The sequence below is a fragment of the Sediminibacillus albus genome (assembly GCF_900101125.1).
Classification (GTDB): Bacteria; Bacillota; Bacilli; order Bacillales; family Amphibacillaceae; genus Sediminibacillus; species Sediminibacillus albus.
The window spans coordinates 50,768-65,281 of the sequence record NZ_FNFL01000009.1; the positions used below are offsets into that span (position 1 = coordinate 50,768).

General features: G+C 41.1%; 12 protein-coding genes, 1 rRNA gene and 1 other annotated feature. All 13 genes read right to left on the reverse strand.

Annotation, left to right across the window (positions count from 1 at the left end; genetic code table 11):
* Positions 1 to 3 precede the first annotated feature (3 nt).
* The 13 genes from cysS to rrf all read right to left on the reverse strand — a co-directional run bounded on the left by cysS (position 4) and on the right by rrf (position 14,305).
* Positions 4 to 1,404 carry a cysteine--tRNA ligase gene (gene cysS, locus BLR93_RS17235; protein ID WP_093217352.1) on the reverse strand — a complete coding sequence of 467 codons (1,401 nt, stop codon included), beginning with the start codon at positions 1,402 to 1,404 and terminating at the stop codon, positions 4 to 6.
* Positions 1,385 to 2,053 carry a serine O-acetyltransferase gene (gene cysE / locus BLR93_RS17240; protein WP_093217355.1) on the reverse strand — a complete coding sequence of 223 codons (669 nt, stop codon included), beginning with the start codon at positions 2,051 to 2,053 and terminating at the stop codon, positions 1,385 to 1,387. Before cysE ends, cysS begins: the two co-directional genes overlap by 20 nt.
* 156 nt (positions 2,054 to 2,209) lie before the next feature.
* Positions 2,210 to 2,423, reverse strand: a binding site (T-box leader).
* A 43-nt stretch (positions 2,424 to 2,466) separates the two neighbouring features.
* Entirely contained in the window at positions 2,467 to 3,936 is a 1,470-nt protein-coding gene (gltX, locus tag BLR93_RS17245; RefSeq protein ID WP_093217357.1) for a glutamate--tRNA ligase, read from the reverse strand.
* A gap of 145 nt (positions 3,937 to 4,081) precedes the next feature.
* A complete protein-coding gene (gene ispF, locus BLR93_RS17250; protein WP_093217360.1) occupies positions 4,082 to 4,564 on the reverse strand; it encodes a 2-C-methyl-D-erythritol 2,4-cyclodiphosphate synthase in 483 nt (160 codons plus the stop codon).
* A 25-nt stretch (positions 4,565 to 4,589) separates the two neighbouring features.
* Complete coding sequence (gene ispD / locus BLR93_RS17255) at positions 4,590 to 5,291, reverse strand: 2-C-methyl-D-erythritol 4-phosphate cytidylyltransferase (protein ID WP_093217363.1); 702 nt, start codon at positions 5,289 to 5,291, stop codon at positions 4,590 to 4,592.
* Between the two features lie 175 nt (positions 5,292 to 5,466).
* The gene (locus BLR93_RS17260; RefSeq protein ID WP_093217366.1) at positions 5,467 to 6,564 is read right to left on the reverse strand and encodes a PIN/TRAM domain-containing protein; all 1,098 of its coding nucleotides are present in this window, start codon (positions 6,562 to 6,564) and stop codon (positions 5,467 to 5,469) included.
* Positions 6,565 to 6,930: 366 nt separating this feature from the next.
* Positions 6,931 to 8,307: a DNA repair protein RadA gene (radA, locus tag BLR93_RS17265; RefSeq protein WP_093217368.1), complete on the reverse strand. Its 1,377-nt coding sequence runs from the start codon at positions 8,305 to 8,307 to the stop codon at positions 6,931 to 6,933.
* A gap of 170 nt (positions 8,308 to 8,477) precedes the next feature.
* On the reverse strand, positions 8,478 to 10,913 hold the full coding sequence (gene clpC, locus BLR93_RS17270) for an ATP-dependent protease ATP-binding subunit ClpC (protein WP_093217371.1): 2,436 nt from the start codon (positions 10,911 to 10,913) through the stop codon (positions 8,478 to 8,480).
* A gap of 21 nt (positions 10,914 to 10,934) precedes the next feature.
* Positions 10,935 to 11,999: a protein-arginine kinase McsB gene (mcsB, locus tag BLR93_RS17275; protein WP_093217372.1), complete on the reverse strand. Its 1,065-nt coding sequence runs from the start codon at positions 11,997 to 11,999 to the stop codon at positions 10,935 to 10,937.
* Positions 11,996 to 12,541 carry a protein-arginine kinase activator protein McsA gene (gene mcsA / locus BLR93_RS17280; RefSeq protein WP_093217375.1) on the reverse strand — a complete coding sequence of 182 codons (546 nt, stop codon included), beginning with the start codon at positions 12,539 to 12,541 and terminating at the stop codon, positions 11,996 to 11,998. Before mcsA ends, mcsB begins: the two co-directional genes overlap by 4 nt.
* Before the next feature lie 22 nt (positions 12,542 to 12,563).
* The gene (locus BLR93_RS17285) at positions 12,564 to 13,022 is read right to left on the reverse strand and encodes a CtsR family transcriptional regulator (protein WP_093217377.1); all 459 of its coding nucleotides are present in this window, start codon (positions 13,020 to 13,022) and stop codon (positions 12,564 to 12,566) included.
* A gap of 181 nt (positions 13,023 to 13,203) precedes the next feature.
* Positions 13,204 to 13,851, reverse strand: coding sequence for an MgtC/SapB family protein (locus tag BLR93_RS17290; RefSeq protein WP_093217382.1), 648 nt, complete (start codon positions 13,849 to 13,851; stop codon positions 13,204 to 13,206).
* Positions 13,852 to 14,189: 338 nt separating this feature from the next.
* A 5S ribosomal RNA gene (rrf, locus tag BLR93_RS17295) occupies positions 14,190 to 14,305 on the reverse strand.
* Between the last annotated feature and the right edge of the window lie 209 nt (positions 14,306 to 14,514).

Consider the following 14,514-nt stretch of genomic DNA (forward strand, 5'->3'; position numbering starts at 1 on the left):
GCCTTACCCCCGTTTCCAACGTGTGCCTTGCGGAGTATCTTCCAGGATAATCCCCCGTTTTTTCAGATCGTCACGAATTTGATCTGCTACATCGAACTCACGGTTTTTTCTTGCTTCGATTCTTTTTTCGATTAATGATTCTACTTCTTGATCTAGCAGTTCTTCTTCTGTTTTAAGGTTTATGCCAAGGACCTCGCTCTGTTCCTCCAGCACCTTCATCAGGCTGTCAATGACTTCTTCTGATGTATGGCGCGACTGTAAGTAGACGTTAGCATCTTTAGCGATATCAAACAATACAGCAATAGCGTTAGCAGTATTGAAATCATCATCCATTTCCTCGATGAATCTCTTTTGATATTCTTCTGTTTTTTGCAGCCATTCCTGCTTGCTCTCATCCAAATTTGTGCTTGATTGCTTGCGGTGCTCTAAATTTAAATAAGCATTTTTTATTCGATCAAGACTATTTTTGGCACTATCCAGTAAAGCCTCGCTAAAATTGATAGGATGGCGGTAGTGAACACTCAACATGAAGAACCTGACGACTTGCGGGTCATGTTGTTTGATTAAATCATGGGCCAGCACGAAATTCCCAAGCGATTTGGACATTTTTTCATTATCTATATTAATATAACCATTATGCATCCAGTAATTGGCGAACTGTTGGCCATTGCCTGCTTCTGATTGAGCTATTTCGTTTTCGTGGTGGGGGAAGGCTAAATCTTGACCACCTGCATGAATATCAATCGTTTCTCCAAGATATTTCTTTGCCATTGCCGAGCATTCAATATGCCAGCCCGGACGTCCCTCACCCCAAGGCGCCTCCCAGGAAATTTCCTCCGGTTTCGCTTGCTTCCACAAGGCGAAATCTAATGGGTCCTCTTTCTTTTCACCAATCTGAATTCTTGCACCGGAACGCAATTCATCAATGGACTGATGGGATAGTTTTCCATAGTTATCAAATGAGCGTGTTCGAAAATAAACATCACCACCAGCCTCATAGGCATGGCCCTTGTCGATCAATACGGAGATGAATGCAATGATTTCATCCATGCTTTCCGTTACACGTGGGTGCTCGACAGCTTCCTTGACCCCTAAGGCTGCAACATCATTTTTGTAAGCATCAATGAAGCGCTGCGATATCTCAGGAACCTCCTCGCCAAGCTGATTGGCTGCCTTGATAATCTTGTCGTCTACATCGGTGAAATTCAATACATAATTGACGTCAAACCCTCGGTATTCGAGGTACCTCCTTACTGTATCAAAAACAATGGCAGGCCGGGCATTGCCTATGTGAATATAATTATAGACAGTTGGTCCGCAGACATACATCCTTACTTTGCCCTCTTCTATTGTTTTAAATAATTCCTTTTGCCGAGTCAGCGTATTATACACGTGTATTGCCATTACTTTTCACTCCTTTTAGCTGATCCAATTCGTCTCTCATTTCCCGAATTTCCGAGTCCATTTCCTTCAGCAATTCAGAAATGGGGTCCGGTAATTTATGATGGTCCAGATCTCTCCTAACCCTCTCTCCATTTTGGATTACTATCCGCCCTGGTATTCCAACAACTGTGGAATGGTCCGGGACATCATGCAAAACAACCGATCCAGCCCCAACCTTGGAGCTTTCTCCAATCATAATAGATCCCAATACTTTAGCTCCTGTGGCAATTAGTGCATTATTCTTAATGGTGGGATGCCTTTTCCCCTTTTCTTTACCGGTCCCCCCCAAAGTCACTCCCTGAAAAATCGTTACATTATCACCAATTTCACACGTTTCACCTATGACAACGCCCATGCCATGGTCGATAAAAAACCTTTTGCCTATCTTTGCCCCTGGGTGAATTTCAATTCCGGTGAAAAAACGGCTCAATTGTGAAATTACCCGGGCAATAAAATAAAATTTGTAATTATAAAATGCATGAGCCAGCCGATGAGACCATATAGCATGCAGTCCTGAATAAGTTAAAATCACTTCTATATAGGTGCGAGCAGCCGGATCTTGATCAAACACAACCCCAATATCTTCTTTCAACATTTTGAAAAAACCCATACCGTCCCGCCTCCTTCCATGGTAGATTCCCTTAACATGGCGACAAGCCAATCGGCAGAAGTTGGCAAGCTGCCAAAAATTTGCGAAACCGCTGATATCCTATATAAATTAAAAATCAACGATGTGATTCATCAAAAAAACGCCTCTGTGCATAAACACAGAGACGCTTTGGCGCGGTTCCACTCTGTTTGAGGGACAATCCCCCCAACTCAGGCTCCGGTTAACGGCAGAGACCCGCCCTTATCTACTTAATTCAACAAGGGACTCAGAGGTGCATTTCAAAAGTCCGTCCTTAAAATCACTTTCAGCCGATGGTGATTCTCTCTGGCTAAGACCGGTGCTTTTTACTTCTCCTCTTCGACGTTCAAATTTGTAGTATTACTATATTACATTTTTGTGGAAATGTGAAGTTTTTATCCTTTTATTTGATCCACAGCAGAATGCAGCCTTTTGATAACTGTTTCTTTCCCTAACAAGTGGATGGCATTAGGTAGTTCAGGTCCATGTGCTTGTCCAGTTGTGGCTACTCGAATTGGCATAAATAACTTCTTCCCTTTTTGCTTCGTTTGTTTCTGCGTGGCTTTTATCTGTGCCTTAATTGCTTCCGGGGTGAATTCTTCACTGGAAGCAAGATTTTCAGCAAATGCTGTAAGCACTTCAGGTACCTGTTCCTCTCTTAACACTGTAAGAGCTTCCTCACTATATTTGATTTCTTCCTGGAAGAAAAGCTCCGTAAGCTCTACAATCTCTGCTCCGTAGCTTAATTGCTCCTTATAAAGGCCAATTAACTCTAACGCCCAATCCTCCTGGTCTTTATCCATATTGCCCGGCAGTCTTTCCGCGTGGATCAAATGAGGCAGGCTCAACTTAACCACATGGTCAAAATCAGCCGCTTTGATGTACTGGTTATTCATCCACTTCAGCTTTTGCGGATCAAAGATGGCTGGCGAAGTCGATAACCGCTCTGGGTCGAACATTTCAATGAATTGCTCCTTATTGAAAATCTCTTCTTCTCCGACAGGGGACCAACCCAGCAGGGTGATAAAGTTAAACAGCGCCTCTGGCAAATAACCAAGGTTTTTATATTGTTCAATAAATTGCAGAATATGTTCATCCCGTTTACTTAATTTTTTCCGGTTCTCATTTAATATTAACGTCATATGACCAAACTGCGGCAGCTCCCAATTGAAGGCATCATATATCATCATTTGCTTTGGTGTATTTGAGATATGCTCTTCCCCGCGGAGTACATGGGAAATCCCCATTAAGTGATCGTCAATGGCCACAGCAAAATTATAGGTAGGAATCCCATTTTTCTTTACGATTACCCAGTCGCCAAAGTCACTGGACTCAAACGTGATTTCGCCTCGGACAATATCATCGAATTTATACGTAACATCCTTTGGCACTCGAAAACGAATGCTCGGCTGACGCCCTTCTGCTTCGAATTGTTGAATTTCTTCTTCAGACAAATTACTGTGCGCTCCCGAATACTTAGGAACTTGCCCATTCGCTCGTTGCTCCTCGCGTTCCTGTTCCAGTTCCTCTGTAGTCATATAGCATTTATAAGCCAATCCGCGTTCCAATAATTCATCTACGTACTTTTGGTAAATATCCAACCGTTCCGTTTGTCGATATGGACCGAACTCGCCACCAATATCTGCGCCTTCGTCCCATTCTATGCCAAGCCATTTCAAGTAGTTAAGTTGACTTTCCTCGCCACCAGCAACGTTTCTTTTTTCATCCGTATCTTCCGTTCTAATAATAAACTTTCCGCCTAAATGGCGTGCATATAAATAATTAAATAAAGCTGTACGGGCATTCCCTATGTGCAAATTGCCAGTCGGACTTGGGGCATAACGAACTCTTACTTCCTTTGTCATAACAGTCTAGCTCCTTCCTTTGATCAAACTCTCTGTACACTATATCGGTACGTTGATTTCTTCTTTAAAAGATAAGAAAAGTAACTTCGGCTTTTTGTGCTGATCCTTCTTTTCCATTCTAATATCATTTTACCATTGTAAGTGGCTATTGTTGATTATTACGCAGTAAGATGACTGCTTGGGAAGCAATTCCTTCTTTTCTGCCCGTAAAACCTAATTTTTCTGTAGTGGTTGCTTTGATATTAACTTGCGAAGGGTCCACTGCTAAAATTCTGGAGACATTTTTCCTGATTTCATCAATGTAAGGAGCCATTTTTGGCGCTTGGGCTATAATAGTACAATCGAGATTGCCCAACAGGTAACCTTTTTCTTTCACCATCTCCCAAACATGTGCCAGCAGCTTCTCAGAATCTGCATCTTTAAAAGCAGCATCAGTATCCGGAAAATGCTTGCCGATATCTCCTTCACCAATGGCTCCTAAGCATGCGTCTGCAATAGTATGTAATAACACATCGGCATCTGAGTGACCCAATAAACCTTTTTCAAAAGGAATACGCACTCCTCCGATAATACACGGGCGTTCTTCAGCGAATTGATGGACATCGAATCCCTGTCCTATTCGAAACATGTTTATTATCTCCTTTATAGGTTCGTTATATTTTCTCTTCAGGTTCTTCCGGATCAATAAAAGCCTGGGCTCTTTTTAAATCTTCCGGTGTCGTAATTTTAATATTATCATAGCTTCCTTGCACAATTTCGACCTGCTGCCCCGTTCGTTCCACGAGAGAAGCATCGTCCGTTCCTGTGTAATTCTGTTCGTCTGCGAGCTGATGCGCCTTAAAGATCATGTCGTAATGAAAGCCTTGGGGTGTTTGCGCTGCCCACAGTGTACTTCTATCAAGTGTTTCCAATAATTTATTGTTTTTGACTTGTTTAATCGTATCAGTAACAGGAACCGCAAGCAAAGCTGCCTGATGCGTAAAGGTAGCCTCGGCTAATTCATGAAGACTATCCAGTGAGACAAAAGGGCGTGCTCCATCATGGATAAATACCATTCCACTGTATCCTTCCATGCTTTTCAAACCTTCAAAAACGCTTTGCTGGCGTTCTTTACCACCCTTTACAATTTGGACGTTCTTTTGAAAAGCGGTATTGTTAATTAGATCACGGATACGTTCTTCCTCTTTTGGATTAACAACCAAAGAGATAGAAGTACACCAGCTGTCCCGGTTGAACAATTCCAAAGTATGTATGATTAGCGGCTTGTTTCTAATTTTTATGAACTGTTTGTTTTCCCCGGCTTTCATCCGTTTGCCTTGGCCAGCTGCCAATACAATTGCATGATAACTCCTCATTATTTTACCATCCTATGTTTATATAGTTGGATAGCCTCAAGTATCGACGCTATTTCATTATGTATTATTCCTAATATTTTACTGAGACTGCTAAAACGAATTAAATCTCCAATAAGCAACAAAAGCGATAACATAATGTTATCACTTTTGTTTTCCTCTATATGTTATACCTTTTTTATAATGCTTTTTCAAGTAATTTCGGTTTTGCAAAAATCATCCGGCCTGCCGACGTTTGTAATACGCTAGTAATTAAAACTTCGATCGTTTTGCCAATATAATCCTTGCCTTCCTCCACTACTATCATCGTTCCATCATCCAAGTAAGCAACGCCCTGGTTATGTTCCTTTCCATCCTTGATTACTTGAACAGTTAACTCTTCACCCGGCAGTACCACTGGTTTCACCGCATTAGCTAAATCATTAATATTCAATACTTGCACATGTTGGAATTCACAAACTTTGTTCAAGTTAAAGTCATTGGTGACCACTATGCCATTGATCACTTTTGCCAGTTTAACAAGCTTGCTGTCTACTTCCTGGATTTCTTCAAAATCGCCTTCATATATTTCTACATTTACAGGAAGGTCTTTTTGCATTCTGTTAAGTACATCAAGCCCCCGACGTCCGCGGTTCCTTTTCAGAACATCAGAAGAGTCCGCAATATGCTGTAGTTCTTCCAGAACAAATTGAGGAATCAATACTGTTCCTTCCAGGAAACTTGTTTGGCAAATATCAGCGATCCTTCCGTCAATAATGACGCTGGTATCTAATATTTTTACTTTGGGAGCACTTTCGGTATCTGCTTCCACGTCTGTTTGTGAATTTTTTTCCTTCTCTTTTTTTGCCAATGTTAACAAGTTCAAAAATTCATCTCTACGTTTAAACCCTACTTGAAAACCGAAATAGCCAAGTAAAAATGTCACAAAAATCGGCAATACTTGAGAAACAAGCTTAATATCAATATCTAAGATTGGTATTGTTATTAAATACGCAATTAACAGCCCCAGGATTAGTCCAAGACTTCCAAATAACAAGTCTCCCACCGGAGCTTTGATGAGTGTTTCTTCCACCCACCTCAAGAAGTCAACAATGTAATCTACCAGCCAAAATGATATTAAGTATAGAATAATTGCCCCAAATACTAGACCCGCATATGGTGACTCTACCCAGTTTCCATTTGTTAGATTTAGTAAATTCAATACTTCTGGTATATACAAATACCCAATAGTTCCACCTGCTATAATAATAAACAGCTGTACAATTCTTTTTAACACCAAAGGTCACCTCCTATGAGTCAGTATTTCCAAATTTATAAATTTTATCCCCGAATTCATTGATTATTAGAGTTTCATTTAATTAAGTAAAACCAAACCACCGTTATAGCCTGTAATGATAACTTGTAAACTAGGTGGAATCCTTAAAAAATAAGTTATCACACTTGACAAAATCAGTCAAATGAGCAAAAATATTGATTTTATCACAGAGAAATCTGTTAGTCAATGTAAAGAAATGTATTCGCTGCTGTAATCCCTGGTGTGGCAGGAGATAATCTCATAAAACAAAATAGATGGGATACTAAATATATCTGTATATAAACAGCTATAAACTTCAGCAGACCTCCATTGTCTTGGCTCTTCCCTCTAGTCTCCTCCCAGGGTAGCTTTCAACGCTTCGTGTACAGTATTTACTCCCACAATTTCGATATTTGCTGGGGGAGTCCATCCATCCAGATTTTTCTTTGGAATAATTGCCCGCTGAAATCCTAATTTTGCAGCTTCCTGAACTCTTTGGTCGATGCGCGCAACTCTTCTTACCTCGCCTGTTAAGCCTACTTCACCTATTAAAACATCATCAGGCTTTGAAACCTGATCCCTGAAGCTGGAGGCAATACTCACAGCAACTGCTAAATCAATAGCAGGCTCATCCAACTTAACTCCTCCGGCTACTTTAACGTAGGCATCCTGGTTTTGAAGCATGAGTCCGACCCTTTTTTCTAAAACAGCCATTAACAGAGGGACCCGGTTATGGTCAATTCCCGTCGCCATCCGCCGGGGGTTCCCAAAACTGGTTGGCGAAATAAGCGCCTGGATTTCTACCAATACAGGACGGCTTCCTTCCATAGAAGCTACTACGGTAGAGCCGGCTGCCCCTTGCGAACGTTCCTCAAGGAATATTTCTGAAGGATTACTAACCTCTCGTAAACCCTCTTCCTTCATTTCAAAAATTCCCATTTCATTGGTACTTCCAAAACGGTTCTTTACACCTCTCAAAATACGAAATGTATGATGCCGCTCGCCCTCAAAATATAAAACAGCATCGACCATATGTTCCAGCAGCCGCGGCCCTGCTATCGAGCCTTCCTTTGTTACGTGGCCGACAATAAAAATTGGTATTCCCTTACTCTTAGCTATACGCATTAGTTCACTTGTACATTCCCGTACTTGTGAGACGCTGCCAGGGGCACTGGTAACCTCTTCCCGGTATATAGTCTGAATCGAGTCAATAACTACAAAAGAGGGATTCAACTGTTCAATTTGATTAACAATGTCTAATAAGTTCGTTTCAGCTAATACATACAGACTGTCCGAAAGCACCCCTAAGCGGTCGGCCCTTAATTTCGTCTGCCTGGCGGATTCCTCCCCAGATATATACAAAACATTCATTTGCTTACCAGCTAGCTGGGAGGAAACTTGTAGAAGCAATGTTGACTTACCAATGCCTGGGTCTCCGCCAATTAACACTAAGGACCCCGCGACAATACCTCCACCTAAAACCCGATTAAATTCAGGCATAGACGTGGTCACACGCGGTTCCTCTTCAGACTTAATTGCGTTGATTTTTTCTGGTTTCGCCTTTGCGGAAGGTTGTACTTGAAATGTATGCCTGGAAGAAGATTGAGAAGCTTCTACTTCCTCTACAAAAGTATTCCAATTATGACATCCTGGGCACTTTCCCATCCATTTCGGTGTTTCATACCCGCATTCCTGGCAAACATACTTTGTCTTTTTCTTTGCCAATTAAAATCTCTCCTCACCTATTGTATACGATTGAGATAACGAACAAGTTACAGACATCTATCAATTTATTTAAATTTCTCTATCTCTCTGATAGTAACCAAAGGAACCAAAAAACGGAAGGGACCGGCCTTCCGTTTTTGATCATCTATCTTTCAGTCTTTTGTTTATTTTTATTCAGCGGTAACACTGAATTCATCTTTCTTATTTACATCAATTTTAACTTTTTGCCCTTTTTGGATTGTTTCTTTTAATAATTCTTCAGATAAAAGATCCTCGACGTTTTTCTGAATAGAACGGCGTAGCGGACGTGCGCCATATTCAGGGTCAAACCCTTCACTTGCGATTTTCTCAATTGCTTTTTCGGATAAAGTAAAATCAATATCCTGGGCAGCCAGCCTTTTTTGCAGCTCTTGGGCCATTAATGTGACTATTTCATTCATATGCTTTCTTTCAAGTGAATGAAAGACAATGGTTTCATCGATTCTATTTAAGAATTCCGGGCGGAAAGCTTTTTTAAGTTCATCGATCACCTTGTCTCTCATGCCTTTGTATCCCTGGTCTTCATCACCTACATTGAAGCCTACATACTTATTCCGTTTCAGCTCACTGGCTCCGACGTTTGATGTCATGATTAATACGGTGTTACGGAAATCGACCAATCGGCCTTTAGAGTCTGTCAAACGCCCATCTTCTAACACTTGAAGTAAGACATTGAATACTTCCGGATGAGCTTTTTCCACTTCGTCAAGCAGGACAACAGAATAAGGTTTTCTTCTTACCTTCTCTGTCAGCTGTCCACCCTCTTCGTAGCCCACGTATCCAGGAGGTGAACCAACAAGCCTCGAAGTCGAATGTTTTTCCATATACTCGGACATGTCTATCCGAATCATCGCTTCTTCGTCTCCGAACATAGAATCAGCTAATGCTCTGGCTAACTCCGTTTTCCCGACACCAGTAGGACCCAGGAAGATAAAAGAACCAATTGGACGCTTAGGATCCTTTAATCCTGCCCGGGCACGACGAATAGCTTTAGCTACAGCTTTGACTGCCTCTTCCTGGCCAATCACACGATTGTGAAGGACCTCTTCCATGTTGAGTAGGCGTTCACTCTCATCTTTCGTTAGCTTGGAGACAGGTACACCAGTCCAAGTAGAGACGACGCTGGCAATGTCTTCGACTGTAACTTCCGAACTCTCCTGCCCTTGCTGTTCTTTCCATTCATCTTTCGTTTGTTCTAGTTCATCTCTTAATCGTTGTTCGCTGTCCCTTAGCGAAGCAGCTTTCTCAAATTCCTGGCTTTGTACAGCTGCATCTTTTTCCTTGCGAACCTCTTCTAATTTCTGTTCCAAATCTTTTAAGTTTGGCGGAGCAGTGTAAGAACGTAGCCTTACTTTAGAACCCGCTTCATCAATTAAATCAATAGCTTTATCTGGTAAAAATCGGTCAGTAATATAACGATCTGACAAAGTTACTGCAGCTTCAATAGCTTCATCCGTAATTGTTACGCGGTGATGGGCTTCATACCGATCCCGTAATCCACGTAAAATTTGAGTAGATTGATCCATTGTTGGTTCATCGACTTGGATAGGCTGGAAACGACGCTCCAATGCTGCATCTTTTTCGATATATTTTCTGTACTCATCTAATGTAGTTGCACCGATACATTGAAGCTCTCCACGTGCCAGAGAAGGTTTCAAAATGTTGGAAGCATCTATTGCGCCTTCTGCTCCTCCCGCTCCGATAAGGGTATGCAATTCATCGATGAATAGAATAATATTTCCCGCCTGACGGATTTCTTCCATTACTTTTTTCAAACGGTCTTCAAATTCACCACGATACTTTGTACCTGCTACTACTGTGCCCATATCCAAGGTCATCACACGTTTATCTCTTAAGATTTCCGGCACATCATTGTTAACTATTTTTTGGGCCAATCCTTCTGCTACTGCAGTCTTACCAACACCTGGTTCCCCTATTAATACCGGGTTGTTTTTCGTTCGCCTGCTTAACACTTGGATAACACGCTCAATCTCTTTCCCCCGTCCGATAACAGGGTCTACATTGCCTTCTTTGGCAATAGTGGTTAAGTCTCTCGCTAGTGAATCCAAGGTTGGCGTATTAGCAGCTGCCGATTGTGAACCATTTCGCCCATGCTGACCTGCTGCCGATTCGTTGCTTCCCAATAATTGCAATACTTGCTGACGCGCTTTATTCAGGCTGACACCAAGGTTATTAAGAACCCTGGCTGCTACTCCTTCTCCCTCACGGATAAGCCCTAGCAGAATATGCTCAGTTCCTACATAAGAATGGCCGAGTTTCCTTGCCTCATCCATGGATAATTCAATCACTTTCTTAGCACGAGGGGTATAGTGGATAGTTTGTGAAACCTTTTGTCCACGGCCGATCAGTTGTTCGACTTCTTCCTGGATTTTTTCGGTTTCCAATCCGAGAGAACTTAAAGCTTTAGCTGCTATCCCTTCTCCTTCTCTTACCAAACCTAATAAAATATGTTCTGTTCCTATGTTATTATGCCCTAATCTAACCGCCTCTTCTTGAGATAAGGCTAGTACCTTTTGTGCTCTTTCAGTAAATCGCCCAAACATCATCAGGTCTTCCTCCTTACAAAGTTAGTTTTCTAGTTTAAAACGTTCACGAATCAATGAGGCCCTAAGTATATCTCTCTCCTTAGGTGAAAGTGATTTTTGTGCGTAATGTTGCAAAAATCCAGGCTGCGACAAAATCATTAACTCATTTAGTATACTTTTGGAAATATCCTCTATATAACCGACGTCAATACCAAGCCTGACATCAGACAAACATTTGGCAGCCTCTTTCGACTCAATGATACGGCTATGCTGTAAAATACCGTAAGATCGGAATACCCGATCTTCTAACTCCGTTTCCGACTGTTCAACCAACAGTTGCCGTGCTTTTCTTTCTTGATTTATCAGCTGGTTTACCACGCTTTGCAAATCCTGTACGATATCATGCTCAGATTTTCCCAAAGTGATTTGGTTCGATATTTGAAATATATTTCCTATCGCTTCACTGCCCTCGCCATATATTCCTCTTACGACAAGTCCCAGCTGGCTGATTGCCGGGATCATCCGGTTGATTTTTTGAGTGAGTGCCAAAGCTGGCAGATGCATCATTACCGAGGCGCGCATACCTGTTCCTACATTTGTAGGACAACTTGTCAAATAGCCTCTATTTTCATCAAAAGCATAATTAATTTTCTCTTCCAGCCAGTCATCAAAAGTAAATGCCTGTTCTAAAGCCTTTTCCAACTGAAAACCCGGAAAATATAATTGTATTCGAATGTGATCTTCTTCATTGACCATGACCGATACTTGTTCATTCTTGGAGATTAATGCTGCAGCTTCCTGATCATTTTCTGCCAAGTGGGGGCTAATCAAGTGCTTTTCTACAAGAACTCTTTTTTCGATTGGTTTCAACTCCCGCATTTTTACAAGCGCCAAATCGTTATAAGTTGAAAATGATTTATTTTCGTATTCGTTGTGAATAAAGGTAAGAACCTTCTCAAGGTCGTCACTTTCAGCAATAATAGGAAAAGGAATCTGTTCGAAGTTTCTGGCTAACCGAATACGGCTGCTCATCACAATATCACTGTCTGGTCCTTGTTCTTTCATCCATGGACTGATGGCTTCATTCATAAATTGCTGCAATGTCATTCTTCCTCACCGTCCCTATCATGGTGGAGGTCCTGTTCTAACTGCCTTATATGATCCCGGACTTTTGCCGCTTGTTCAAATTCCTCATTGGAAATCAATTGTTTTAATTGCTCACGATACTCAAACAATTGTTTCTTTTGGTGGATACTGCTTCCTATTCTTGTGGGAATTTTCCCGTGGTGGTTAGTATTCCCGCTGTGGACCCGACGGAAAATAGGATTTAACTTATCAGAAAACGTTTGATAGCATTGAGCACACCCAAACTTCCCTACTCTCGCAAACTCTTGGTAATTCATGCCGCATTTAGGGCACTGTAACTCTTGCTGTGCAGGAATATTTGCTTGTTGGTCACTGAAGCCCGTACTTTCAAACTTAAACAAGCCAGATAATAAATTATGCAAAGAGTAGGCTTCATCGTCATAACCCATGTAACCTTTTTCTTTAGCACAATATTCACAGACGTGCACTTCTGTTTTGTTTCCGTTTACTATCTTTGAAAAATGCAAGGTAGCTGGACGTTCATGGCACTCCTGACATTCCATACCACTCTCCCCCTTTTTTTCCTCAATATTTGAGAGTTGATAGCATTGCAGTCATAATACGCGATCTTACTTCGTCCCGGACAGGCAATTGAAAAGCGAGCGTGCTTCTATCGATAGCTCCAGCCATCATTTTTGCTTCGCGCTTTGTGATCAATTCTTCCTCCAGCATTCTTTCCAGGATATCTACTGCTGCTTGCTGGGTGACTGTCGGCTGGATCATCTTAATAATGTCATCAATCAATTTTGCTTTATCTTCATCCTTGATGCGGATAATACGGATGTATCCTCCGCCGCCGCGTTTACTTTCGACTATATACCCTCTTTCCACAGTAAAGCGGGTTTTAATCACATAATTTATTTGAGAAGGCACACATTGAAATTGATCAGCTATTTCGCTTCTTTTAATTTCCACTGTGTTTTGCTTATTTGCTTGAAGAATTTCTTTTAGATAACTCTCGATAATATCAGATATATTACTCATTTGCCCTCCCCCCTCGCCTTTGACTTTGACTATCTTTGACTTTACATTTATTATACTCAACTTTTCAAGTGATGCAAATATAACGTTCCTTAATATCTTTTACTTTAAGGGGACAATATAAACTTTTCTAATTAAATTATTAACTTTCACCTGTCAGGTTAGACGTACTGTTTAATTAGCGTCATGTTTCCTTTACTTGGCTGACATGTTTTAGAGCCGAAATTTCTTCAATTAATTGATGTTTATCAATGGGAGTTCGGTTTAAAAGTTCTATAGAAACACTCCTAGCTTCATCCTCCCTCGCAACCTCCATTTTTTCAATTTTTAAGTTGAATTTTTCAAAAATTCGAAGAAGGCTTTCCATTCTTAAACCTTCCTCTACAATGAGGAGAATGTGCAAATTTTTTCTCTTTTTTAAAAAGATATTCTCCACGCGGTTTAAAAAAATCAGGCTTAATAATATAATTACTGTGGTTAGAACTGCTAAGCTATACATCCCTGCCCCTACTACTAAGCCTAACCCTGCAACCGTCCATACCGACGCAGCAGTTGTTAACCCGCGAATGTTTTTTCCGTGAACCATTATGGTACCTGCGCCTAGAAAACCAATTCCACTTATAACATAAGAAGGGATACGAGCTGGATCAAATCTGACATTGTCGTATTTTTCCATAAAAGTTTCAAATCCATAAATGGATAACAACATCATTAAACAGGAACCGACTCCCACTAAGATATGTGTACGAAATCCTGCTGCGTGGTTATTCCATTCCCTTTCCCAACCTATCAACCCGGATAGTAATAGAGCAACGGATATCCGGATGATCATTAATATAAAATCATCATTAAACAATTCAGCTATATCCAATTTGTCTCCCCCTCTTATCCCTATGTATCTTTACTTAATGTACCCTTTCCTTACTAATTCTAACTACCGTTTCATTTATTTTATTAGGAGATGAGTACTTCTAAACCAAAGGCTATTAAGATAGTTATTTTTTATTTTACTAATTGGATGGTTGTATAATCAAATGAATATTTATTTCTTCTAATGAAATAAATGGAACAGCCACTTTATTACAGCGCCCCTCAGAGAAAGGGGGCGGATTTGGGAGATACAAAAAACACCCTTCAAGAGAATCAACTCTTAAAGGGTGTTTTGTTTTTGCCTGGCGGCGTCCTACTCTCGCAGGGGCAAAGCCCCAACTACCATGGGCGCTGAAGAGCTTAACTGCTGTGTTCGGCATGGGAACAGGTGTGGCCTCTTCGCTATTGCCACCAGACCTACGGGACTTAGGTCGTTCTGTGTCGTTCATAGGAAGTGAACGGTTTTAACAGAACTTCCTAAATGGTAAATCAAAAGTTTGCACCTTCAAAACTAGATAAGAAGGAAAGACATCAACGAACACGATTTATTGCTTGTTTTAAGTTAAGTCCTCGATCGATTAGTATCCGTCAGCTGCACGTGTCACCACGCTTCCACCTCGGACCT

What these genes read in the sequence shown, in the direction of transcription:
- cysS (WP_093217352.1), bottom strand. Translation starts at nt 1,404, where the DNA reads ATGGCAATACACGTGTATAATACGCTGACTCGGCAAAAGGAATTATTT.
- cysE (WP_093217355.1), bottom strand. Translation starts at nt 2,053, where the DNA reads ATGGGTTTTTTCAAAATGTTGAAAGAAGATATTGGGGTTGTGTTTGAT.
- gltX (WP_093217357.1), bottom strand. Translation starts at nt 3,936, where the DNA reads ATGACAAAGGAAGTAAGAGTTCGTTATGCCCCAAGTCCGACTGGCAAT.
- ispF (WP_093217360.1), bottom strand. Translation starts at nt 4,564, where the DNA reads ATGTTTCGAATAGGACAGGGATTCGATGTCCATCAATTCGCTGAAGAA.
- ispD (WP_093217363.1), bottom strand. Translation starts at nt 5,291, where the DNA reads ATGAGGAGTTATCATGCAATTGTATTGGCAGCTGGCCAAGGCAAACGG.
- clpC (WP_093217371.1), bottom strand. Translation starts at nt 10,913, where the DNA reads ATGATGTTTGGGCGATTTACTGAAAGAGCACAAAAGGTACTAGCCTTA.
- mcsB (WP_093217372.1), bottom strand. Translation starts at nt 11,999, where the DNA reads ATGACATTGCAGCAATTTATGAATGAAGCCATCAGTCCATGGATGAAA.
- mcsA (WP_093217375.1), bottom strand. Translation starts at nt 12,541, where the DNA reads ATGGAATGTCAGGAGTGCCATGAACGTCCAGCTACCTTGCATTTTTCA.
- BLR93_RS17285 (WP_093217377.1), bottom strand. Translation starts at nt 13,022, where the DNA reads ATGAGTAATATATCTGATATTATCGAGAGTTATCTAAAAGAAATTCTT.
- BLR93_RS17290 (WP_093217382.1), bottom strand. Translation starts at nt 13,851, where the DNA reads ATGATCATCCGGATATCCGTTGCTCTATTACTATCCGGGTTGATAGGT.